Below are 21,658 nucleotides of genomic sequence, written 5' to 3'. Positions count from 1 at the left end.
CCCTATTTCGGTCAGACCTTGTGGCCTGATTTCACAATGCTCATTGCGGTGGCGACGAGGCCAGCCGCATCGCCCACGTTGGCGGGCAGCAAGATGGTGTTATTGGTTTTTGCCAGATTGGCGAAGGCGCTGACGTATTGTTCGGCGACCTTGAGGTTTACCGCCTCCAGCCCGCCGCGATGCTCGATCGCTGCAGCAACCACGGCAATGGCTTCCGCATTGGCGCTGGCCACCAGGCGCAGGGCTTCGGCTTCGCCGGTTGCCCGGTTGATATAGGCCTGCTTCTGGCCTTCGGACTGGTTGATGGCGGCCTGCATGTCACCTTCGGATTTCTGGATCGCCGCTTCGCGCTGGCCGTTGGCCAGGTTGATCTGCTCCTGGCGTACACCTTCGGATTGGGCGATACGCGCGCGTTTTTCACGTTCGGCCGTGATCTGCTGCTGCATTGCGTGCAAGATTTCCTTGGGCGGAGTCAGGTCCTTGATCTCGTAACGCAGCACCTTCACGCCCCAGCTGGTGGCCGCTTCGTCCAGCGCCAGCACCACCGCGCGGTTGATGTCATCACGCTCTTCGAAGGTCTTATCCATTTCCAGCTTGCCAATCACCGAGCGCAGCGTGGTTTGCGCCAGTTGGGTAATGGCCAGGATGTAATCGCTGGAGCCATAGGAGGCGAGGCGCGGATCGGTGATCTGGAAGTAGATGATGCCGTCCACCTGCAACTGCGTGTTGTCACGGGTGATACAGATCTGGCTGGGCACATCCAGCGGGATTTCCTTCAGGCTGTGCTTGTAGGCGATACGGTCGATGAAGGGGATGACCACGCGCAAGCCGGGTTCGAGCACATCATGAAAGCGGCCCAGCCGCTCACGCACCCACGCGTGCTGCTGAGGGACGATCTTGAGTGTTTTGATGATGAAAATCAGGACAACAACAAAGAACACAATTGCAAAAGTCATGCAGCAAGCTCCGGCTCAGTTGGTCTGGTTATCAAGGATCAGCACATTGCCACGCTGCGCAATGATGAAATAGCTGGTTTCACGTGGAGTTGCGTTGCGGGCAAGCTCGCCATCCCACAAGGTGCCGCGATAGCGCACGCGCGCGTGACGTTCGTCCCGCCAACTGTCCACTTCCACGCGCTGGCCCACATCCAGCAGGTTGGTCGGGTTGATATTGGAGATATGCCGGCGCTTCCATTGCTTGAGTAGCCACACCGTCAACAAGGACGATGCGCTGGCTGCCAGCAACTGATAGGTCAGGTCAAAGCCCAGCCAGGCCAGCAGTGCACCAACGAGCATGCCGATGGCAATGGCCAGCAGGTACAGGGTGCCGGAAAACATCTCCGCCCCTACCAGAACTGCGGCGGCTATCAGCCAGAAAGTCGATTCGGTCATCATCATGAAGGGTAAGTGGTTGCCTACAGGTATAGCTGACTGCGGCCTGCTTCGCTAAGCCGTGTGCACGCAGATCGCCGTTTTTATGATGGGTCGGCCAGTGTATGGCAATACCGCTGGCGTGCTTTCGTGGCCGGATCAAAAAAACGGCGATCTGCGGATCGCCGTTTCATGCTCAGACCAACTGCTCCAGCCCGCCCAGATAGGAGCGCAATACCGTTGGTACGGTGATCGAGCCATCCACGTTCTGGTAGTTTTCCAGCACCGCCACCAGCGTGCGGCCAACGGCCAGCCCGGAGCCGTTGAGCGTGTGCACCAGTTCGTTCTTGCCTGCTTCATTCTTGAAGCGCGCCTGCATGCGGCGGGCCTGGAAGGCGCCCATATTGGAGCAGCTGGAAATCTCGCGGTAGGTGTTCTGCGCTGGCAGCCACACTTCCAGATCATAGGTCTTGGTGCTGCCAAAGCCCATGTCGCCGGTGCACAGCGCCATCTTGCGGTAGGGCAGTTCCAGCAGTTGCAGGATGCGTTCTGCGTGGCCGGTCAGCTCCTCCAGCGCGGCAAACGAGGTCTCCGGGTGCACGATCTGCACCATTTCCACCTTGTCGAACTGGTGCTGGCGGATCATGCCGCGCACGTCACGGCCGTACGAGCCTGCTTCGGAGCGGAAGCACGGCGTGTGTGCGGCAAACTTCAGCGGCAGTTGCTCTGCCTTGAGGATTTCGTCGCGCACGAAGTTGGTCACCGGTACTTCAGCAGTGGGGATCAGGTATAGCGGCTCGGCATCCGGGCGGCTGACCTTGAACAGGTCTTCCTCGAACTTGGGGAGCTGTCCGGTGCCGGTCATGCTGGCTGCGTTCACCAGGTAGGGGGTATAGACTTCCTCATAACCATGCTCGTTGGTGTGGGTATTGAGCATGAACTGCGCCAGCGCACGGTGCAGTCGCGCAATCGGGCCACGCAGTGCCGAAAAACGGCTGCCCGAGAGCTTGGTGCCGGTCTCGAAATCCAGGCCCAACGGTGCGCCCAGATCGACGTGATCCTTCACCGCAAAGTCGAAACTGCGCGGCGTGCCCCAGCGCAGCACTTCGACGTTTTCCGCTTCATCCTTGCCCACCGGCACCGATGCATCCGGCAGGTTGGGTGCGCCCATCAGCAGCGTATTGAGTTTGTCCTGCAGGGTGGCCAGTGCCGTCTCCGCAGCGCCCAGTTCGCCCTTGAGGTTTTCCACCTCGGCCAAAATCGGCGCAACGTCCTCACCCTTCGATTTGGCAATGCCGATCTGCTTGGAAACGCTGTTGCGTTTGGCTTGCAGGTCTTGCGTGCTGGTTTGCAGCGTTTTGCGTTCGGCTTCCAGCGCGGCGAATTCGGCGGCATTGAAAGTGTAACCACGGGTGGCAAGGCGTTCGACTACGAGGTCGAGTTCGTTACGGAGCTGGTTGATATCGAGCATGGCGGCTTGTTTGACTTGTAATGAATACGGCGATTTTACACGAACTGCCGCCAGGCGATTTTGGCAAGATGGGTCAGATGCTCAGGATTTTCGCTTGCTGCCATGTTCATCCAGCCAAGCCGCATCAAGCTCGGCGAGGTGACGCAGCTTTTCGGCAATCTTGCCCTCCAGCCCACGCGGGGTAGGGTGGTAGAACTGCGTGCCAGCCAGTGCATCGGGCAGATAGGTTTCCCCGGCGGCATAGGCATCCGGCTCATCATGCGCATAGCGATAGGCCTTGCCGTGCCCCAGCTCCTTCATCAGCTTGGTGGGCGCATTGCGCAGGTGCACCGGTACTTCGCGGCTCTTGTCGCCGCGCACCAGCGCACGCGCAGCGTTGTATGCCATGTAGCCTGCGTTGGATTTGGGGGCGATGGCCAGGTAGATGACGGCCTGTGCCAATGCCAGCTCGCCTTCCGGGCTGCCCAGACGTTCGAACGTGGCGGCGGCGTCATTGCAGATCTGCATTGCACGCGGGTCTGCCAGGCCGATGTCTTCCCACGCCATGCGTATGATGCGGCGCGACAGGTAGCGTGGGTCTGCGCCACCATCAAGCATGCGGGTGAACCAGTACAGCGCGCCATCGGGGCTGGAACCGCGTACCGATTTATGCAATGCGGAAATCTGGTCGTAGAAGTTGTCGCCACCCTTGTCGAAACGGCGGGCATTCAGACTGAGCGCATTGGCGAGGAAATCGGCATCGATACTTGCCAGGCCAGCCACCTCCGCCGCGTTGGCGGATTGCTCGATCAGATTGAGCAAGCGGCGTGCATCGCCATCGGCATAGCCAACCAGCGTGTTGACCGCAGAATCATCCAGTTGCAATGCAGGGTAGGCGGCCGCCAGCGCGCGGGTGCTCAGTTCGCGCAATTCGTCATCGGCCAGTGCGTTGAGCACGTATACCTGCGCGCGGGACAGCAGCGCGGCATTCACCTCGAAAGACGGGTTCTCGGTGGTGGCACCGATGAAAGTCACCAGCCCGGATTCCACGAAGGGCAGGAATGCATCCTGCTGGCTCTTGTTGAAACGATGTACTTCATCGACAAACAGGATGGTGTGTCGGCCCAGCTTGCGGTTTCTTTCCGCCTCGTCCATTGCGGCGCGGATATCCTTCACGCCGGAAAATACCGCAGATAGCGGAATGAATTCGGCATCGAAGTTGCTGGCCAGCAGCCGTGCCAGCGTGGTTTTGCCCACGCCTGGCGGCCCCCAAAGGATCATCGAATGGGGTTGGCCGGAGGCAATCGCCAGAGCCAGCGGTTTGCCGTCTGCCAGCAGGTGGCGCTGACCAATCACCTCGTTTGCCGTACGCGGGCGCAGCCGCTCGGCCAGCGGCTCACGGCCGGGCTCGGCAAACAGGTCATTCACGGACGACATCGACATCCTTGGGCGGGGTAAAGCGGAACTGCGCGGCGTCGATCCTGTTGCTGACTACCAGTTGATTCACCAGCACGCGGGTGGTCTGGCCAAACTGGTCGTACAGCACCATTTCCGCCAGTTCGCCATTGCGCAGGCCGATTTCCACTCGCCTGAAGGTCGATTCGGCATTGCGTGGCGTTGCTTGCAGCCAGCCCAGGCCATTTTTGTCTGTCAGATTTTTCAGCTCATAAAGCTTGTCTATCTGATCGCCAGCCAACAAGGCTGCAGGGCTGGCATCAAGTGCGTTGCCCACTTGCTTGATCGTTACCTGTCGCAAATCTGCGTCATACAGCCAGACTTGCTTGCCGTCGCTCACGATCAGTTGTTCGTACGGCGCTGCATACGCCCAACGGAATTTTCCGGGCCGCTGAATGGCGAAGCTGCCACTGCTTTGTGTTGTTTTTTCGCCACTCTTTTTGGGCTGGACGATCTGTGTGAACTGGCCTTGCATGCCATTACTGGCTGCAAGAAACTTTTTCAAATCTGCAATGGTGTCCGCATGGGCATTGCTTGCCCATAGCAAACCGGCTGCGAGCAACGCTCTGAAAAAGATTGTCAAAGGCGGCACTCCTGATCAAGATTCAATGAATATGGTGGCTGAAGTGCAAATAAAAAAGCCCCGCCTAGGCGGGGCTTTTTACACACCAAGCTTACTGACCAGCAACTTCCTGTACGCCCTTGATTTCGATCTCGACGCGACGATCCGGCGCCAAGCATTCGATCAGCTTGGAACGCGGCTTCACCTTGTCGCAAGTATCGCCAGTCACCGGGTCATTCTTGCCGCGGGATTCAGCGCTGATCTTGTCAGCCGGAGCACCCTTGGTCACCAGATAGTCAACCACGGCCTTGGCACGACGGTAGCCCAGATCCAGGTTGTACTTTTCGCTGCCGATGCGGTCAGTGAAGCCGACAACAACTGCGCTGCCTTCCTTCGGATCCATGCCCTTTACTTCTTCATACAGCTTGTCGAGTGCATCCTTGCCTTGTGGCTTCAGGCTCGACTTGTTGAAGTCGAACAGCACATCGGTACGCAGTGTGAATTTCTTGCTCTTCACTACCGGGGCTGCCGGGGCAACCGGAGCCGCTACCGGTGCGGCCGGAGCAGGTGCAGGCGCTGCAGCTGCTACCGGTTCAACGTAGCCTGCGCAGCCCTTGACAGCCTTGGCCAGTGCCCAAGTGCCGGTCTGCCAGCATTCGCTGATACCGTTCTTCACCACGCCTTCCGGGTTTGCTGCGGAAACGTTGGTTGTGTTGGTGAGGTAAGCATCAGTCGCAGCTTGCGCCGACACTGCCATGCCAAGGGCCGCAGCGATTGCCAGGCTGGAAAGAGTTCGTTTGAGCAGCATAGTTGTTTCTCCTGTTAGACGTGTCAGTACAACTTCTATATAGGATATTTGGAGAGTCGAGTGTCAACTCAAAATTTGTTTCCCTACACGAACATTATTCTAATGTCCTAGCAAATTGATAGGCAAATGAAAACCATGTGAATTTTGGTGGGGACTTCCGAGAATTGGAGTGTGTTGCAGGCCATGTTAAACTCGGCTTGGAGGTACTGAGCCCGACTTCGTTCTCTACGCAAGATCCCATCTGAACCTCCCACCCCCACAAACCGCAGTAGCGCACACAGCTGGAATATGTCCGAACAACCTAGCTTCGCCAAAGAAACAATCCCTGTCAGTCTAGAAGAGGAAATGCGCCGTTCCTACCTCGATTATGCGATGAGCGTGATCGTCGGACGGGCCCTGCCGGACGTGAGAGACGGCCTGAAGCCCGTGCATCGCCGCATTCTGTTCGCGATGCATGAAAGCAATAACGTCTGGAATCGGCCGTATGTGAAATGCGCCCGCGTCATCGGTGATGTGCTGGGTAAATATCACCCGCACGGTGACAGTGCCGCCTACGAGGCGCTGGTGCGGATGGCGCAGAATTTCTCGCTGCGTTACATGCTGATCGATGGCCAGGGCAACTTCGGCTCCATCGATGGCGACAATGCGGCTGCCTATCGTTATACCGAGTGCCGCCTGCAGAAGGTTGCCGGTGAATTGCTGGCCGACCTCGACAAGGAAACCGTCGATTTTTCGCCCAACTACGACGAAAAAGAGCTTGAACCCACCGTTCTGCCGACGCGTATTCCCAACCTGCTGGTCAATGGCTCGTCGGGTATTGCCGTGGGTATGGCAACCAATATCCCGCCGCACAACATCAATGAAATCATTGATGGCGCGCTGGCACTGCTTGATAACGCCGAAATCAGCATCGACGAGCTGATCGAGCTGATTCCCGCACCGGATTTCCCCACTGCCGGCATCATTTACGGCATCCATGGTGTGCGTGAAGGCTACCGCACCGGCCGTGGCCGCGTGGTGATGCGCGCACGCACCCATTTCGAAGACTGTGGCAAGAATGGCGATCGCCAGGCCATCATCATCGATGAGCTGCCTTACCAGGTAAACAAGGCGCGTCTGCTGGAAAAGATCGGCGAGCTGGTGCGCGCCAAGACCATCGAAGGGATTTCTGAAATCCGCGATGAATCGGATAAATCCGGCATGCGCGTCGCCATCGAGCTCAAGCGCGCCGAGATGCCTGATATCGTGCTGAACAACCTGTACAAGCACACACAACTGCAGGACAGCTTCGGCATCAACATGGTGGCGCTGGTCGACGGTCAGCCGCGCCTGCTCAACCTCAAGCAGGTGCTCGAGTGCTTCCTCAAGCACCGTCGCGAAGTGGTTACCCGCCGTACCGCGTTCGAACTGCGCAAATCGCGCGAGCGCGGCCATATCCTTGAAGGCCTGGCGGTAGCGCTGTCCAACGTCGATGAAATCATCGCACTGATCAAGGCCGCCGCAACACCGCCGGAAGCCAAATCGGCGCTGATGGAGCGTGAATGGCAATCGCAGATCGTGACCGATCTGCTGGCCCGCACCGATATCCATGCGTCGCGGCCGGAAGGGCTGTCTGCCGCATTCGGCATGACGGAGCGCGGCTATCGGCTGTCCGACGTGCAGGCGCAGGCCATCCTGGAGTTGCGCCTGCAGCGCCTGACCGGCCTCGAGCAGGACAAGATCGTCAGCGAATACCGCGAAGTGATGGAACGCATCCTCGACCTGATGGACATCCTGGCGCGGCCGGAACGCGTGACGGAAATCATCCGCAATGAAATGATCGAAGTCAAAACCAACTTCGGTGATGCGCGCCGTTCCGAGATCGTGCTGCATGGCGAAGACATCGGCATCGAAGACCTGATCACGCCGCAAGACATGGTGGTGACGCTCACGCATGGCGGCTACATGAAAACCACGCCGACCGACGAATATCGCGCGCAGAAGCGTGGTGGCCGCGGCAAGCAGGGTGCAGCCACCAAGGACGACGATTTCATCGATCAGCTGTTCGTGGCCAATACCCACGATTACATCCTGTGCTTCTCTTCTGCCGGCCGCGTGTACTGGCTGAAGGTGTACGAGCTGCCGCAGGGCAGCCGTACCAGCCGTGGCCGGCCTATCGTCAACCTGCTGCCATTGCAGGAAGGCGAGAAAATCAACGCCGTGCTGCCGGTGAAGGAATTCAGCGAAGGCCAGTACGTATTCATGGCCACCGCCGACGGTACGGTCAAGAAAACGCCGCTGGCCGCATTCTCGCGGCCGATGCGCAAGGGCATCATCGCCATCGATCTGGACGAAGGCAACTATCTGATCGGCGTGGCGCTGACTCGTGGCGCTGGCGGTGCGGTGCTGGAAGATGATGTTGCCGACGAGGAGCAGGTGGCTGACGAAGAACAAGCCGAAGACGGTGATCAGGAAGCTGACGGCGACCAGATCATGCTGTTCTCGGATGCAGGCAAATCGGTGCGCTTCAGCCAGAGCAAGGTCCGGCCCATGGGGCGCAATTCCAAGGGTGTGCGCGGTATGAAGCTGGGCGAGGGACACCGGCTGATTTCGCTGCTGGTGGCCGGATCTGCCGATCAGCAGGTGCTGACCGCTACCGAGAACGGTTACGGCAAGCGTACCCCGGTGGGTGATTACCGCCTGACCAGCCGTGGCACGCAAGGCGTGATCGCCATCGATACCGGCGAGCGTAACGGCAAGCTGGTGGCAGCAACGCTGGTCGACGAAACCGACGACCTGATGCTGATCACCACCGGCGGCGTGCTGATCCGCACCAAGGTGGCAGAAATCCGCGAGACTGGCCGTGCCGCACAAGGCGTGCGCCTGATCAACCTGGATGCCGGCGAGAAATTGTCGGTGCTGGAAAAGGTGTGTGAAACCGATTCGGACGAAGGCGATCTGGATGACGATTCCGAAAGTGGCGCCGATGACGGAAACGTCGAAGCGTAATCCGGAGCCGGTGCTTGCACCGGCTTTTTTCGCGCAAATCATGCACTGGTTCGAACACCTGCCGCATTGCCAGCTGCTGGGCATCAAGCATGTGGCATCGCACGCCGGTAGCGTCACGCTGTCGCTGCCGTTCGCGGATGCCATCATCGGCAACCCGCAAACGCGCGTGCTGCATGGCGGCGTGATCACCACGCTGATCGATACCGCCAGCGGTAGCGCCATCTACACGTTGCTGGCCGAGCCGGAAGCCGTCGCCACGCTGGACCTGCGCATCGATTACCTGCGCCCGGCCAAGCCGGATGAACAGGTGTTCTGCACCGCCGAGTGCTACCGCATGTCCGAACACATCGCTTTTACCCGCGCCACCGCGTACCAGGGTGATATCGACAAGCCGGTGGCCTACGCGGTGGGCACGTTTGCGCGTACGCCGCTGAACAGGGAGGCATGATGAACTGCATCGACATTCACAGCATTGCCGACCTGCAGGCGATGCTGGCCCGCATCCCGTATGCCACGCTGATCGGTGCAGAGGTGCGTGAGCAGGACGGCGAGCCGCTGTTCGTGCTGCCTTACCGTGCATCCAATATCGGCAATGTGTTATTGCCCGCACTGCATGGCGGTGTGATTGGCGGCTTTCTGGAAAATGCCGCAATCTGCCACCTGATGTGGGCGCACGAGGCATCGGTGCTGCCCAAGGTGGTGGATTTCTCCATCGATTATCTGCGTAGCGGCCGCCCTCAGGATGTCTACGCCAGTTGCGAGATCGTCCGCCAGGGCAAGCGCATTGCCAATGTGCTGCTCAATGCCTGGCAGGATGACCGCAGCAAACCCATTGCCGCCGCGCGTGCGCATTTCCTCTTGGCCTGACGTGGCTTGAACTTGTTAGAAGGAAGAAAACAATGACCCAGGTGTTCAACTTCAGCGCCGGCCCGGCGGTATTGCCCCGGGATGTGTTGCTGCAGGTGCAGCAGGAGCTGACGGACTGGCACGGTAGCGGCATGTGCGTGATGGAAATGAGCCACCGCGGCCGCGAGTTCACCCAGATCATCCATGAGGCCGAAGCCGACCTGCGCCAGTTACTGGCGATTCCCGCCGACTACAAGGTGCTGTTCATGCAGGGCGGCGCGCATTTCCAGTTCGGCATGCTGCCACTCAATCTGGCCCGCCAGGACGACACCGTGGATTACGTGAATACCGGCCACTGGTCCAAGATCGCCATCAAGGAAGCGCGGCGCTTTGCCAATGTGAATATCGCTGCCAGCAGCGAAGACCGCCATTTCACCTATGTGCCCGATGAAGCCGGCTGGAAGCGTACCGCTGGTGCTGCCTACCTGCATTACTGTTCGAACGAAACCATCGGCGGCGTCGAATTCCCGTTCATTCCGGATAGTGGCGATGTACCGCTGATCTGCGACATGTCGTCCAACATCCTCAGCAAGCCGGTGGACATCAGCAAGTTCGGCCTGATCTACGCCGGCGCGCAAAAGAATATCGGTCCTTCGGGCCTGACGCTGGCCATCGTGCGCGAAGACCTGCTGGGCCGTGCCCGGCCGGAAACGCCCACCATGCTCGATTACAAGGTGCATGCCGATGGCGAATCGCTGTACAACACGCCGCCGACGTTCGGCATCTACGTGGCCGGCCTGGTCTTCAAGTGGCTGCTGTCGCAGGGTGGCGTGAAGGGTATCGAGCAGCGCAATATCGAAAAAGCCTCGCTGCTGTATGAAACCATCGATGCATCGAACGGCTTCTACAGCAGCCCGGTGGACAAGCCGTACCGCTCGCGCATGAACGTGGCGTTCACGCTGAAAGACGAAAAACTCGATGATGCTTTCCTGGAAGGCGCCAAGGCGCGCGATCTGCTGCAGCTGAAAGGCCACCGTGCGGTGGGGGGCATGCGGGCATCGATCTATAACGCCATGACGGTGGAAGGGGTGCGTGCGCTCACCGACTACATGCGTGAATTCGCCGGCAGCAAGGGCTGAAACATGAGTGAAGAACTGCTGAAAACACATCGTGACGCTATCGACGGCATCGACGCCCAGGTGCTGGCGCTGCTGAACCAGCGCGCGCAGCATGCGCGCACCATCGGCGAGATCAAGGGCAGTGGCGTGGTATACCGGCCAGAGCGCGAAGCGCAGGTACTCAGCCGCATCAAGTCGCTGAACCGGGGGCCGTTGTCCGGGGAAGCCGTTGCAAGGCTGTTCCGCGAGATCATGTCGGCCTGCCTGGCGCTGGAGCGCCCGTTGACCATTGCCTTCCTCGGGCCGGAAGGTACGTTCAGCCAAGCTGCGGCCATCAAGCATTTCGGCCATGCAGCCACTACGCACGCTTGTGCGTCGATCGATGAAGCATTCCGGGCAGTGGAAGCCCGTACGGCGGACTACGTGGTGGCGCCGGTGGAGAATTCCACCGAAGGCGCGGTAGGCCGCACGCTGGACCTGATGGTCAATTCGCCGCTGTCCATCTGCGGCGAGGTGGTACTGCGTATCCATCACCACCTGTTGCACCTTGGGCCGGAGCGCGGCGCCATCAAGCGCGTGTATTCACATGCACAGAGCCTGGCGCAATGTCACGAATGGCTGAACAAGAACCTGCCCGCTGATGTCGAGCGCATTTCCGTTGCCAGCAATGCGGAAGCCGCACGGCTGGCCAGCCTGGACGCCACTTCCGCCGCGATTGCCGGTGATGCTGCCGCAGAGAAATTCGGACTGAACAAGCTGGCGGAAAACATCGAGGACGAACCCAACAACACCACGCGTTTCCTGGTGTTGGGTCACCAGCAGACCACGGCATCGGGCCGGGATAAAACCTCGCTGGTGATTTCCGCCCCCAATCGCCCGGGGGCATTGCATTCGCTGATCGAACCACTGGCGCGCCATGGCGTATCGATGACCAAGTTCGAGTCGCGCCCCAGTCGCGCCGGGCTGTGGGAATACCTGTTCTTTGTCGATATCGAAGGCCATGCCAGCGACGACAAGCTGATCGGTGCGCTGGCCGAATTGCGCCAGACCGCGGCCTTCGTCAAGGTGCTTGGTGCTTATCCGGCGGCGGTGCTATGAAGTCGGTCGCGGTATTCTGCGGCTCGCGCCACGGCGCCAACCCGGCTTATGGTGACGCTGCACGTGCCACCGGCAGGCTGCTGGCAGAACAGGGCCTGACGCTGGTCTACGGCGGCGGGCATGTGGGCCTGATGGGTGAAGTGGCGCAAAGTTGCCTTCAGGCCGGTGGCAGGGTGATCGGGGTGATTCCCGAATTCATGGTAGGGCGCGAGCTTGCGCTGGTAGGTTGCACCGAGCTGCACGTGGTCGATTCCATGCATACGCGCAAGGCAATGATGGCCGATCTGGCCGATGCGTTCATTGCCTTGCCCGGTGGCTTCGGCACCTTCGACGAGCTGTTTGAAATTCTCACCTGGGGGCAGATCGGCCTGCATGGCAAGCCGGTGGGTGTGCTTGACGTAGCTGGCTACTACAGCGGCTTGCAGGATTTCCTGCAAAAAACCGTGCAGGAAGGGTTTGTACACGATGCCGAATGTGCCAAATTGCAATTTGCAGATGAGCCGGCACGCTTGCTGGAACTGCTGATGAATACGCCAGTGCTGCCCACAGGCTGGGCAAAGGCAGACTGGCTGGTCAAGACCTGATCGCCAGGGTGGAACCGTGGCCTTCCGCAGCGCTCTGACCACATTGAGACGAACGCCTGGCATGTCGCTGCAGGAGGTGGCAATGTTGGCTCCAGACTTCAATGACCGTACTGGCCAGCCGCAGGACGCGCGGCAGGCTGCCGCGTTGATCTACCAATCCGACCCCGCATTTTACGATTACTGGTTTGCGCTGACGCCGGAGCTGATCGTGTCCAACCTGGCCCGGTTGTGGCAGGCCGGTGAGGGCAGCTATAGCCATGCACATCACCAGGTATGGCTGCATCATGGCGAGCTGGCTGCACTGGCTGCGCATTACCCGGCCAGCGCCGGCGCAGGCATGGCCGCAGCGCTGGAACGGCAGCTGGATCTGCTGCCGCTGGATGCGTCGGTGTTGCAGCGGCGCACCGCTGAGCTGGCTTTCCTGTTTCCGCATGTGCCCGAGCAGGCATGGTATCTGCGCTCGCTGGCGGTCAACGGTGCGCTACGCGGCCATGGCTTGGGTAGCCGCATCCTGCACGATATCGTGCTGTTGGCCGAGGCTGCGGGCTTCGGCCAGATCCATACCGATGTGGATAATGGCAATCCGGGCGCAGTGAAGTTCTATACCCGGCATGGCTTCAGGACAGTGGTGGAAACGCGCGTTACCGCGCTGCTGGCGCAGGATCCGCCCGCCAGCCTGCGCATGGTGCGCGGCTAGACCATCAGTCTGATCAGGCAAAGCGGTGCTGGCTCAGTTTGCGCGGATCAGGCGGTTTTTTCCAGATCATCCACGCAATGTTCGCCATCCTGCGTCATTGCGCAATTGCGGCCGGCCCGCTTGGCTGCATATAGCGCCTGATCAGCCCGGCGCATCACTTCGCTGACCGAATCACCTTGCGTGAACACCGCCATGCCGATGCTCAGTGTGGGTGCCGGGCCGAATTCCGGAATCACCAACTGGCGCACGCATTTCACGATACGGCTGGCCACCTCGCCGGCTGCATGGCTGTCGCTCTCCGGCAGCAGCACGGCAAATTCGTCTCCCCCCAGGCGGCCCAGCGTATCGCCGCCACGCAGCACGTCCGCAATGGCATGCGTGATGGCGCGCAGTACCACATCCCCCGCCATGTGCCCGCGCGCATCGTTGATCTGCTTGAAGTGATCGACATCGATGATCAGCAGCGCAGGGCGGGGGCCGCGTGCGGCGATGGCCTGCAGGCGCTCGGCCAGAAACAGGAAATGCCGGCGATTGGGTATGCCGGTGAGCCCGTCGGTGTTGGCGAGCTCCATCAGTTGCGATTCGATGGCGCGCAGTTCGCTTTCGGCGCGCTCGTAATTCATCAGCAACAGCATGCTGATGGTAATGATGGCCAGCAATACGAAGGTAATGAATGCCAGGCCGAACATGGCGCCATCGCCCAGAATGGCGGCCTCCTCGGCGGTGAGGCTGATCACGCCGCGTGCCAGTTGTACCAGTGCACACAGCGCATAACTGCCCAACAGCAGGTTCAGCGTGCCTTGCACGGCGGGATAGAGGCTGCGGTAGCCAAGCTGGATCAGTCGCGCGCTCAGCAGCACGAAGCCCATGGAAAAGATGAAGATGCTCACGCCATGCGGGGCATGCCCCAGCACGCTGATCAGCCATGCCGTGTAGGCAAAGCCCCATAGCAGGTAGTCCATCTGCTCGCGCTGACCTACCGCTTGGGACAGGAAGCGTCGCAGCCCGGCTGCGATCAGGATGGGTTGCAGCAGCAGTAGCGCATTGGCGAAATGCATCGACCAGAATGGATCGATGACGCCGCGCAACGCAATGGCCAGCGCGCTGAGCGCGAATGCAAACTGGCCTGCTACCCAGTGCCAGTAGCCGGGGTAGACGCGCCGTCGGCATCCCATCAGTGCCATCATGAACCCGCTGGTGAAGAAGACGGCGGCGGCCAGGGTCAGGATGGAGCGCGGATGCAGGAACTCACTGAGGGGAACTGGATACACAATCGGCATTTTCCAGTGGGCTTCAATCCAACATAGTGAGCAATACTGACAAAGCAAAGCTTGGGGTGACGGACGTATGCGCGTTGCCGACGTGGTAATCTTCAGGTTTCCCGTGCCAGTCAGTCAGGAACTGCCCCATGTCGCTTTGTGATCTCGCCCCCGAATACGTTCGCGCCATTTCTCCGTACCAACCTGGTCGTCCCATCGACGAAGTGGCACGTGAACTCAATCTGGATCCGGCCACCATCGTGAAACTTGCCTCCAACGAAAATCCGCTGGGTATCGGCCCCAAGGCGCGAGCTGCCGTTGCCGCGCAACTGGGTGATCTGGCGCGCTATCCGGACGATGCGGCGTTCTCGCTCAAGCACAAGATCGGCCAGAAGTTCGGTGTGAAGGAAAGCCAGGTCATCCTGGGGGCCGGCTCCAATGACATCCTCGAATTCATTGCGCACGCGTTCCTGGCGCCGGGCGTTTCCTCGGTGTATGCGCAATACACGTTTGCCGTGTACCCCCTGGCAGTACAGGCTACCGGTGCCACCGGCATCGAAGTACGCGCGATCGATTACGGCCACGACCTGGAAGCCATGCTGGCTGCCATCCGTCCCGATACCCGCGTGGTGTGGATTGCCAACCCCAACAACCCGACCGGCACACTGGCTCGCCCCGGCGACCTGATCGAGTTCCTGGAAAAGTGCCCGAAGGACGTGCTGGTGGTGCTGGACGAGGCCTACACCGAATTCCTGCCGCAGGAAAAGCGTTCCGATTCGATTTCCTGGCTGCGCCAGTTTCCCAATCTGCTGGTGTGCCGCACGTTCTCGAAGGCATACGGCCTGGCGGGATTGCGCGTCGGCTTTGCGCTGATGAGCGAAGAAGTGGCCGGCATCATCAACCGCGTGCGCCGTCCGTTCAACGTGAACAACCTGGCACTGGCCGCTGCCGAGGCCGCGCTGGACGATATCGAGTTCCTGCGTGAATCGGTACGCATCAACACCGAAGGCATGGCGCAGATCACCGGCGCACTGCAGCGGCTGGGTATTCCGTTTATCCAGAGCTGGGGCAACTTCGTGACCTTCCACGTGGGCGATGCGAAAGCACTCAACCAGTACATGCTGCAGAATGGCGTGATCCTGCGCCCGCTGGCTGGTTACAACATGCCCGATTCGCTGCGTGTCTCCATCGGCCTGCCGCAGGAGAATGCGCGCTTCATCGAAGTGCTGGAAGCTGCACTCGCCGATTGAGGTTGCGTACCTCACGACAGAACGCCGGCTGATGCCGGCGTTTTTACATTACCGGGTACTTCAGTATCGGCGGCCGAACTTGCTGTTGTCGCGCACAAACGCCGGTACGCGGCCAACCAGGCTTTCCAGCAATTCCAGTTCGGCATCGCTGTGGTTGATGGCCGTGGTGGGTACCATCACCGCCCCGTCTTTCAGTATCCAGTACGGTTTTTCATGGTGCTGGGTGTGATAGCGCATGGCCATTTCCGGCGCGGCGTCCGGGGTCAGCTCGGCTTCACCATAGCACAGGCACACATAGCTGCGTGCTGGCTCGCATTCCATGTAACAGGCGGTGCCACGTATGCCTATGGTGGCGGTGCTGGTGTGCAGCGTGGTATCGCCCTTGCCGAACACGCCCAGCAGGGCGCCGGTGGTCAGCCGCAATATCCGCTTGAGCGGGTTGCCGCCCAGCTCCACGCGGCTGTTGGCGCGCTGCAGGAATGCATCGCTGTCGACTACATAGATCACCTGGCTGTCCGGGCCGGTTTCGATCACGTCACCCAGCACCACCGGCATGCCCGGCTGGGCGGGTTTGCCGTTGAGCATCACTGTACCCTTGATGGTACGTATGCCGGTTTTCGCCGGCGTATCGGCCGCCAGCGTGTGCATCATCCAGCCCAGCGGGCCCAGTGCGGCAAGTGTCAGCAGGTCGCGTCGTTTCATCGTGGCATCCGTCAGCGTTGATAGCGGATTTATAGCCCTGCATAAACGACAACGCCGGCTAAAAAGCCGGCGCTGGTGCCTGCCTGCCGATACGCGGTCTACTTCTTCAGCGAATCGCGGATCTCGCGCAGCAGCACGATGTCCTCAGGCGTAGGCGCAGGTTCTGCCGGTTTGGCTGGCTCGGCGTGGCGCAGCTTGTGCATGGCCTGCACCACCAGGAAGATCGCAAAAGCCACGATCACGAAACTGATGCAGGTATTGACGAAGAGACCGTAGTTGACCGTGACCGCGCCCGCGTTTTTTGCGGCTTCCAGCGTAGTGTAAGGGCCGGGCGTCTTGCCTTCCGACAAAACGAAGAACAGGTTCACGAAATCAACCTTGCCGATGATGAAACCCAGCGGCGGCATGATTACGTCCTTGACCAGCGAATCAACGATCTTGCCGAACGCCGCGCCGATCACCACCCCGACCGCCAGGTCGACCACATTGCCGCGCATGGCAAATTCTTTGAATTCCTTGAGCATGCACATTCCCCTGTATCTGTTGAGCCGTCAGCCTATGCGGTGCGGCATTTGCCTGTCAACGCTGGCGCCCGCTTGGCCGGGCCAGGTAACAGGTGATTTCTTCGCGGTCGTGGTAGAGCTGCTTGGCCACCAGCGTGTACTTGATGCCGGCATCTTCCAGCGTGGAATCGATCAGGTCGAAACAGCGCTCGATTTCCTGCCAGCGTTTCTTCATCGGCAGTTTCAGGTTGAATACCGCATGCCGTGTCATGCCGCTGGCAAACCAGCGCGCCATCAGTTCGGCAATGCGCATCGGCTGCTCGACCATATCGCATACCAGCCAGTCCACCGGGTGCTGTGGCCGGTATTTGAAGCCGTCTTCGCGCAGGTGTTTCACGTGCGGGTGGATGGCCATGTCGCCTTTCATCGGCCCGTTATCGATGGCAAACACCTTGAGTCCGCGGCTGACGAGCTGGTACGTCCAACCACCCGGTGCAGCGCCCAGGTCAACGCCGACCATGCCGGCTTTCAGGCGCTGGTCGATATCCGGAATCAGTACCATGAACGCTTCGGCCAGCTTCAACGTGGAACGGCTGGGCGCTACGCTGGGCATGCGTACGCGGGCTATGCCCAGCGGCCACGGGCTGCTGCGGTAGGGATCGGCCACGCAGATGAAGACTTCCGTCAGGCTGGTATAGAAAAGATGCAGGCGCCAGCGTCCGGCCTTGGCTGCCACGCGTGCCGCCAGCGCCTTGCCGACGATATCGCCAAAGCGCTTGCAGAAGCCCGATAGCTGCTTGCCTGCATCGCTGTCCGGGTGTTCCAGCCAGATTTCGCTCCATGGCCCTTGCTGGTTGGCTGGCAGCGCATCAATGGCTGCGAGCAGCGGGGTCAGGCGGTCGCGCTCACCCAGTTCAACGCGGGCCAGTGCAAATACCAGCTGGCGGGCAAAAATCAGCTGGTTGACGTCCAGCTCGCGCAGCAGGCGCTGCGCTTCAGCATAATCGTGCGGGGTGAACAGTACGTAGCCGATACCCTTGTGCCATTCACCGTCGTCGCGCAGGTGGGTGGTCAGCTCTTGGCAGCAATCATCTTCAAAACCGGGGCGGCAATAGAGCAATATCGAGGGAGTCATGGCGTACGTGTCTGGCAAAAGCGCAAGCATAGCAGGCCCGGACGGACAAACGCCGGGAAGCGGCCTTTTTCAGGCCAATTCAGCGGCTGTTGCACGTCTGGGGGCTGCAAGCGGAATGCTGATGATGAATGTGGAGCCTTCCCCCGGCATGCTCTTGACCGCCACGGTGCCAGCCAGCGTTTGCGTGACCAGATTGTAAACCACGTTCAACCCCAGCCCGCTGCCGCCGCTGCCGCGCGCGGTGGTGAAAAACGGATCGAATATCCTGCCCTGGTGCTCATAGGCGATGCCTTTGCCAAAGTCGGTAAAGCGGATGATCGCTGCGCTGCCTTCCTGTTCGGTGGAAATCTGCAGCCTGCCGGCCTCGCCTTCTTCATACGCATGGCAGATGGTATTGGTGACGAAATTGGTGATGACCTGCGATAACGCACCTGGGTAGCTGTCCATCTGTATGCTGCCGGTAATTGCCACTTCTACATTGAGCTGGCTGCGCTTCAGCGTGGGGTGCAGGCTGGCGATGACCTCATTCAGATATTCGCCCAGCTCGAAGGTACGGCGCGCTTCAGAGGTCTGGTCGACCGCCACACGCTTGAAGCTGCGTATCAGTTCGCTGGCGCGCTCGGCATTGCCCAGGATCAGCTCGGCTGACTGAACCGCCGTATCGCAATAGCGCAGCAGGTCCGATTTCTTCATCGCGCCTGCATCGAGCTGCGCGCGTAAATCGCGGCTTTCCTCGGCCAGCACCGATGCGCTGGTCAGGATCACGCCCACGGGGGTATTCACCTCGTGCGCCACCCCGGCTACCAGCCCGCCCAATGAGGCCATTTTCTCGATCTGCACCAGCTCGTTCTGTGCCATTTTCAGCTCGTGGTAGGCCTCGTCGGCGCGGAACATCGCGTCTTTCAGCGCCGCATTGGCATTGCGGCGCTCTTCCAGCTCCGCCAGCAAGCGCGCGGCAATGCGCCGTACGCTGTCCGCCAGGCTGGCAAACTCGTTGCGCAGGTTGCCGCCCAGCTTGAGCTCATCAAGCGAAAAGTGCGTTTGCCCGGCCGCGTGATCCAGCGCGCCGGCCAGCGTGCGCAGCGGGTTCAGGATGATGATGTTGAAGCACACCACCAGCGTGAGCGTCAGTACCAGGTCCAGCAGCAGGATTTCGGCGATTTTTTCCACGATCAGCTGGCGCAGCCGCATGTCCATGCGTTCGCTGGACACGCGGTAGTGTACGGTGCCGATAGGTTTGTCCGGGCGTTCTTCGTAAATGATGGACAGCGTTTTGTAGCCGTTTTCCGTGCCGGGCAGCGCGGTAACGCGCACCACCTTGCCATCGACGCGCTCGCGCCCGGCAAACAGCCCGTCATTGGCGCTTACCGCCAGCGTTTGCAGGTCTGCCCATTCCATCTGGGCATCCAGCACGCGCTGCAGCAGCGCCTGGTCGAAATTCCACAGGATGCCGGGCAGGATGGTGGACAGCCGCTTCTGCAGCGCCAGCTCGTTTTCCTGCAACGAGGTGCGGTACTGATCGCGGCTTTGCAGGTAGGAATACGCGCCAGACAACGCCAGCACGATGGTGACGGTCAGGATGATGAGCAGATTGAGGCGGGTTCGGGTGCTGAGCATATCGCGGCGGGCTGGTTTGCTTTCAATCTAGCCGTCTGCGCGGCAGTACGCTAGCGCAGATAGAACGTATCGTCGAAAGTGCCCACCCATTGCGGGCAATACACGACCAGCAGCGTCAGGTTGATGCCGGTGGTGAACGCTTCCGGCCAGCCCATCAGGAAATAGAACGGCAGTTGCTCTTCCAGCAGGAAGCCGAATCCATACACGCCGGCCAGCCACAGCAGCGTGCAGTTGAGCAGGCCCACCAGCCACATGCCGATGGCACCGGCGGCAAAGGCATTGAAAAAGATGTAGACGAAATAATTGGCCGGCAGGCGTTTGCGCGCCAGCTGCAGCAGCGCGGCGGTGGTGAACACCGGCATCACGCATACCAGCCAGCACAGCCCCAGCGCCATCCATTCGCCATGCGCATAAGCGGCCTCGGTGGCCAGGATGACCGCCATGCTGAGCAACGCGCGCTGGCGGCCGGCAATCAGCGTCAGTGCGGTGGCGCCCAGCAGGTGGTAAGAAAGACCCGGCTGGATACCAGCCTTCAGCTGCCACAGCGCCAGCACCGCAACGGTGGCACCGAACCAGCCGGTCAGCTCATGCTGCTGCAGGTGCAGCCAGCGCAACTGCATGGCGGCGTGCAGCAACAGCATGGCGGCCAGCACCCATGCCGCAATCAGCAGCGATGGCGGGAAGGGGGCTGCCTGCAGGTTCATGCGGTCGCGTTTACCTGGCTACGTAGACGCCATTGCAGGTCCACGATGTCTGCCAACTGCGTCAGGCGGCCGTGGAAGAAATGCCCGACGCCGGGAACGACGATCAGCGGCAGCTGCTGCGGGCGCGCCCAGTCCAGCACCGCCTGCAGGCTGATCACCTCATCTTCCTCACCGTGGATGACGATGGTATCCGCAGGTACGCCCGGAAAATCGTAACGGCTGACTGCGGGGCCTACCAGGATCAGCCCGGCCACTTCCGTGTCATCCAGCCGCTGGCGCAAGCGCGCCTGCACCAGCGTACCGAACGAGAACCCGGCCAGCACGGCTTTGCCCGCGCCGGGGTTTTCTGCCTGCGCGTGGGCCAGTACGGCGGCCATGTCATCCGGCTCGTGCTCGCCACGGCTGTGCGTGCCCTCCGAGTTACCCACACCACGCAGGTTGGGGCAATAGCAGGTATAACCCTGCCGCGAAAGCGTCTTGGCCAGTGTATGCACGATCTTGTTGGTGAAGCTGCCGCCTTCCAGCGGGTTGGGGTGCGCGATCAGCGCAATGCCCTGTACATGATCCAGCGCAGAGGCCAGTTTCAGGCATTCGAGCTGGCCAGCCGGGCCGGGAATCGATAGCGGCTCGAAAGTTGCCGCCTTGCGGATCAGGGTCATGCCTGTGTTTCCTTGCGGGCGTGCCGGCTGGCACGCCAGGTTTTCCAGCGCTTGCGCAGCCACAGCAGTGGCAGCCACAGCAGCAATATCCATGGCAGGATGCTGGCAACAAAAATCAGCACATTGGCCACGTTGTCCATGAAGCGGTGGCCGATGTTGTGCCACGCCTCCACCAGTGGCGCAAACACGCTGCGCTCGGCTACCGAACGGCGCGCCTGCAGGTTGATGTCGATGGCTACCTTGTCGGTCTGGTTGGCAAGCATCAGGCGCCGGCCGGCCATGGCGTCGAGCTGCGCCTGGGCTTCGGCCAGTTCCTTCTGTACCGCCAGCAGATCGGCCAGCTTGGCGTTCTGCGTATCGAGCATCTTGCGCAGGTTGTCCCGCAGCTGTGCCAGGTTCTTCTGCCGCGCCTCGACATCGATCACTTCGTCGGTCTTGTCTTCACGCGCAATCGATTGTTCGACGATCTTGCCCTGCTTGCCCAGGCTGGCGATGAAAGCCGGCGCTGCATGGGGGCGGATGCGCACCGAAACCACTGCGCTGGGCACACCGAAATCGCTGGCCTGGTTGAGCGTGGCGCCCAGCAGCTCGCAAACCGGCTCCTGGCAGCGCGCCTGCACAGCCTGCCACACGGCGGCCAGCTCGTCGGTGCCCGTTTCCACCGTCAGGTGCTGGCGCACGGCGATGTAGCGGCGTGGTGCCGCCTGATCCCCGGCTGTTGCCGCTTCGGCCTGTGGTGCTGCGCGCCCGCCGGCGGTTTCAGCCAGCGCAGCGGCCGGGGGTTCGCCCTTGCTGCAGGCAGCCAGCGCAAGTGATGCAAACAGCAGGCAGGCGTATCGTTTGATCATGGCGG

The 21,658-nt window shown here is 60.7% G+C and carries 22 protein-coding genes; 8 read left to right on the top strand and 14 right to left on the bottom strand.

What is annotated here, in order from left to right; genetic code table 11:
* Positions 1–11 precede the first annotated feature (11 nt).
* The 6 genes from IGB42_RS05845 to IGB42_RS22510 form a co-directional block, all read right to left on the bottom strand.
* On the bottom strand, positions 12–956 hold the full coding sequence (locus IGB42_RS05845; RefSeq protein ID WP_159668325.1) for an SPFH domain-containing protein: 945 nt from the start codon (positions 954–956) through the stop codon (positions 12–14).
* Positions 957–971: 15 nt separating this feature from the next.
* On the bottom strand, positions 972–1,397 hold the full coding sequence (locus IGB42_RS05840; RefSeq protein ID WP_159668322.1) for an NfeD family protein: 426 nt from the start codon (positions 1,395–1,397) through the stop codon (positions 972–974).
* Positions 1,398–1,566: 169 nt separating this feature from the next.
* A complete protein-coding gene (gene serS / locus IGB42_RS05835) occupies positions 1,567–2,841 on the bottom strand; it encodes a serine--tRNA ligase (protein WP_159668319.1) in 1,275 nt (424 codons plus the stop codon).
* Positions 2,842–2,922: 81 nt separating this feature from the next.
* On the bottom strand, positions 2,923–4,248 hold the full coding sequence (locus IGB42_RS05830) for a replication-associated recombination protein A (protein WP_159669067.1): 1,326 nt from the start codon (positions 4,246–4,248) through the stop codon (positions 2,923–2,925).
* On the bottom strand, positions 4,241–4,780 hold the full coding sequence (gene lolA, locus IGB42_RS05825) for an outer membrane lipoprotein chaperone LolA (RefSeq protein ID WP_236822507.1): 540 nt from the start codon (positions 4,778–4,780) through the stop codon (positions 4,241–4,243). Before lolA ends, IGB42_RS05830 begins: the two co-directional genes overlap by 8 nt.
* 169 nt (positions 4,781–4,949) lie before the next feature.
* Positions 4,950–5,645 carry an OmpA family protein gene (locus IGB42_RS22510; protein WP_159668316.1) on the bottom strand — a complete coding sequence of 232 codons (696 nt, stop codon included), beginning with the start codon at positions 5,643–5,645 and terminating at the stop codon, positions 4,950–4,952.
* Between the two features lie 288 nt (positions 5,646–5,933).
* On the opposite strand from IGB42_RS22510, the gene gyrA reads away from it, so the two are divergent.
* The 7 genes from gyrA to IGB42_RS05785 all read left to right on the top strand — a co-directional run bounded on the left by gyrA (position 5,934) and on the right by IGB42_RS05785 (position 12,976).
* Positions 5,934–8,633 carry a DNA gyrase subunit A gene (gene gyrA, locus IGB42_RS05815; RefSeq protein WP_159668313.1) on the top strand — a complete coding sequence of 900 codons (2,700 nt, stop codon included), beginning with the start codon at positions 5,934–5,936 and terminating at the stop codon, positions 8,631–8,633.
* Positions 8,587–9,081, top strand: a complete 495-nt coding sequence (locus IGB42_RS05810) for a PaaI family thioesterase (RefSeq protein ID WP_236822506.1) — start codon at positions 8,587–8,589, stop codon at positions 9,079–9,081. The genes gyrA and IGB42_RS05810 overlap by 47 nt, the downstream gene beginning before the upstream one ends.
* Complete coding sequence (locus IGB42_RS05805) at positions 9,081–9,500, top strand: PaaI family thioesterase (protein WP_201799839.1); 420 nt, start codon at positions 9,081–9,083, stop codon at positions 9,498–9,500. The genes IGB42_RS05810 and IGB42_RS05805 overlap by 1 nt, the downstream gene beginning before the upstream one ends.
* A gap of 32 nt (positions 9,501–9,532) precedes the next feature.
* Entirely contained in the window at positions 9,533–10,618 is a 1,086-nt protein-coding gene (serC, locus tag IGB42_RS05800; protein ID WP_159668307.1) for a 3-phosphoserine/phosphohydroxythreonine transaminase, read from the top strand.
* A 3-nt stretch (positions 10,619–10,621) separates the two neighbouring features.
* Positions 10,622–11,695, top strand: coding sequence for a prephenate dehydratase (pheA, locus tag IGB42_RS05795; protein WP_159668304.1), 1,074 nt, complete (start codon positions 10,622–10,624; stop codon positions 11,693–11,695).
* Complete coding sequence (locus tag IGB42_RS05790) at positions 11,692–12,279, top strand: TIGR00730 family Rossman fold protein (RefSeq protein ID WP_159668301.1); 588 nt, start codon at positions 11,692–11,694, stop codon at positions 12,277–12,279. Before pheA ends, IGB42_RS05790 begins: the two co-directional genes overlap by 4 nt.
* An 82-nt stretch (positions 12,280–12,361) precedes the next feature.
* A complete protein-coding gene (locus tag IGB42_RS05785) occupies positions 12,362–12,976 on the top strand; it encodes an N-acetyltransferase (RefSeq protein WP_159668298.1) in 615 nt (204 codons plus the stop codon).
* Between the two features lie 47 nt (positions 12,977–13,023).
* Here the strand turns inward: IGB42_RS05785 and IGB42_RS05780 are convergent, their stop codons facing one another.
* Positions 13,024–14,247: a GGDEF domain-containing protein gene (locus tag IGB42_RS05780; RefSeq protein WP_159668296.1), complete on the bottom strand. Its 1,224-nt coding sequence runs from the start codon at positions 14,245–14,247 to the stop codon at positions 13,024–13,026.
* A gap of 137 nt (positions 14,248–14,384) precedes the next feature.
* Between IGB42_RS05780 and hisC the strand changes: the two genes are divergently transcribed.
* Complete coding sequence (gene hisC / locus IGB42_RS05775) at positions 14,385–15,485, top strand: histidinol-phosphate transaminase (protein ID WP_159668293.1); 1,101 nt, start codon at positions 14,385–14,387, stop codon at positions 15,483–15,485.
* A 60-nt stretch (positions 15,486–15,545) separates the two neighbouring features.
* Here the strand turns inward: hisC and IGB42_RS05770 are convergent, their stop codons facing one another.
* The 7 genes from IGB42_RS05770 to IGB42_RS05740 all read right to left on the bottom strand — a co-directional run bounded on the left by IGB42_RS05770 (position 15,546) and on the right by IGB42_RS05740 (position 21,653).
* Positions 15,546–16,187 (bottom strand): hypothetical protein, encoded by a 642-nt coding sequence (locus IGB42_RS05770; RefSeq protein ID WP_159668290.1) that lies wholly within the window; start codon positions 16,185–16,187, stop codon positions 15,546–15,548.
* Between the two features lie 98 nt (positions 16,188–16,285).
* A complete protein-coding gene (mscL, locus tag IGB42_RS05765) occupies positions 16,286–16,717 on the bottom strand; it encodes a large conductance mechanosensitive channel protein MscL (RefSeq protein WP_159668287.1) in 432 nt (143 codons plus the stop codon).
* A gap of 49 nt (positions 16,718–16,766) precedes the next feature.
* The gene (gene rlmM, locus IGB42_RS05760) at positions 16,767–17,825 is read right to left on the bottom strand and encodes a 23S rRNA (cytidine(2498)-2'-O)-methyltransferase RlmM (RefSeq protein ID WP_159668284.1); all 1,059 of its coding nucleotides are present in this window, start codon (positions 17,823–17,825) and stop codon (positions 16,767–16,769) included.
* 69 nt (positions 17,826–17,894) lie between these two features.
* Complete coding sequence (locus tag IGB42_RS05755; RefSeq protein WP_159668281.1) at positions 17,895–19,442, bottom strand: sensor histidine kinase; 1,548 nt, start codon at positions 19,440–19,442, stop codon at positions 17,895–17,897.
* Between the two features lie 50 nt (positions 19,443–19,492).
* Positions 19,493–20,146 carry an energy-coupling factor ABC transporter permease gene (locus tag IGB42_RS05750; RefSeq protein WP_159668278.1) on the bottom strand — a complete coding sequence of 218 codons (654 nt, stop codon included), beginning with the start codon at positions 20,144–20,146 and terminating at the stop codon, positions 19,493–19,495.
* Positions 20,143–20,805, bottom strand: coding sequence for an alpha/beta hydrolase (locus IGB42_RS05745; protein ID WP_159668275.1), 663 nt, complete (start codon positions 20,803–20,805; stop codon positions 20,143–20,145). The genes IGB42_RS05750 and IGB42_RS05745 overlap by 4 nt, the downstream gene beginning before the upstream one ends.
* Positions 20,802–21,653 (bottom strand): DUF4349 domain-containing protein, encoded by an 852-nt coding sequence (locus tag IGB42_RS05740; protein ID WP_159668272.1) that lies wholly within the window; start codon positions 21,651–21,653, stop codon positions 20,802–20,804. The genes IGB42_RS05745 and IGB42_RS05740 overlap by 4 nt, the downstream gene beginning before the upstream one ends.
* Positions 21,654–21,658 lie beyond the last annotated feature (5 nt).

Source organism: Andreprevotia sp. IGB-42, from assembly GCF_009848685.1.
Classification (GTDB): domain Bacteria; phylum Pseudomonadota; class Gammaproteobacteria; order Burkholderiales; family Chitinibacteraceae; genus Andreprevotia.
This window is presented reverse-complemented; position numbering and strand designations above follow the sequence as displayed.

What these genes read in the sequence shown, in the direction of transcription:
- IGB42_RS05845 (WP_159668325.1), bottom strand. Translation starts at nt 956, where the DNA reads ATGACTTTTGCAATTGTGTTCTTTGTTGTTGTCCTGATTTTCATCATC.
- IGB42_RS05840 (WP_159668322.1), bottom strand. Translation starts at nt 1,397, where the DNA reads ATGATGATGACCGAATCGACTTTCTGGCTGATAGCCGCCGCAGTTCTG.
- serS (WP_159668319.1), bottom strand. Translation starts at nt 2,841, where the DNA reads ATGCTCGATATCAACCAGCTCCGTAACGAACTCGACCTCGTAGTCGAA.
- IGB42_RS22510 (WP_159668316.1), bottom strand. Translation starts at nt 5,645, where the DNA reads ATGCTGCTCAAACGAACTCTTTCCAGCCTGGCAATCGCTGCGGCCCTT.
- gyrA (WP_159668313.1), top strand. Translation starts at nt 5,934, where the DNA reads ATGTCCGAACAACCTAGCTTCGCCAAAGAAACAATCCCTGTCAGTCTA.
- IGB42_RS05810 (WP_236822506.1), top strand. Translation starts at nt 8,587, where the DNA reads ATGACGATTCCGAAAGTGGCGCCGATGACGGAAACGTCGAAGCGTAAT.
- IGB42_RS05805 (WP_201799839.1), top strand. Translation starts at nt 9,081, where the DNA reads ATGAACTGCATCGACATTCACAGCATTGCCGACCTGCAGGCGATGCTG.
- serC (WP_159668307.1), top strand. Translation starts at nt 9,533, where the DNA reads ATGACCCAGGTGTTCAACTTCAGCGCCGGCCCGGCGGTATTGCCCCGG.
- pheA (WP_159668304.1), top strand. Translation starts at nt 10,622, where the DNA reads ATGAGTGAAGAACTGCTGAAAACACATCGTGACGCTATCGACGGCATC.
- IGB42_RS05790 (WP_159668301.1), top strand. Translation starts at nt 11,692, where the DNA reads ATGAAGTCGGTCGCGGTATTCTGCGGCTCGCGCCACGGCGCCAACCCG.
- IGB42_RS05785 (WP_159668298.1), top strand. Translation starts at nt 12,362, where the DNA reads ATGTTGGCTCCAGACTTCAATGACCGTACTGGCCAGCCGCAGGACGCG.
- hisC (WP_159668293.1), top strand. Translation starts at nt 14,385, where the DNA reads ATGTCGCTTTGTGATCTCGCCCCCGAATACGTTCGCGCCATTTCTCCG.
- IGB42_RS05770 (WP_159668290.1), bottom strand. Translation starts at nt 16,187, where the DNA reads ATGAAACGACGCGACCTGCTGACACTTGCCGCACTGGGCCCGCTGGGC.
- mscL (WP_159668287.1), bottom strand. Translation starts at nt 16,717, where the DNA reads ATGTGCATGCTCAAGGAATTCAAAGAATTTGCCATGCGCGGCAATGTG.
- rlmM (WP_159668284.1), bottom strand. Translation starts at nt 17,825, where the DNA reads ATGACTCCCTCGATATTGCTCTATTGCCGCCCCGGTTTTGAAGATGAT.
- IGB42_RS05755 (WP_159668281.1), bottom strand. Translation starts at nt 19,442, where the DNA reads ATGCTCAGCACCCGAACCCGCCTCAATCTGCTCATCATCCTGACCGTC.
- IGB42_RS05750 (WP_159668278.1), bottom strand. Translation starts at nt 20,146, where the DNA reads ATGAACCTGCAGGCAGCCCCCTTCCCGCCATCGCTGCTGATTGCGGCA.
- IGB42_RS05745 (WP_159668275.1), bottom strand. Translation starts at nt 20,805, where the DNA reads ATGACCCTGATCCGCAAGGCGGCAACTTTCGAGCCGCTATCGATTCCC.
- IGB42_RS05740 (WP_159668272.1), bottom strand. Translation starts at nt 21,653, where the DNA reads ATGATCAAACGATACGCCTGCCTGCTGTTTGCATCACTTGCGCTGGCT.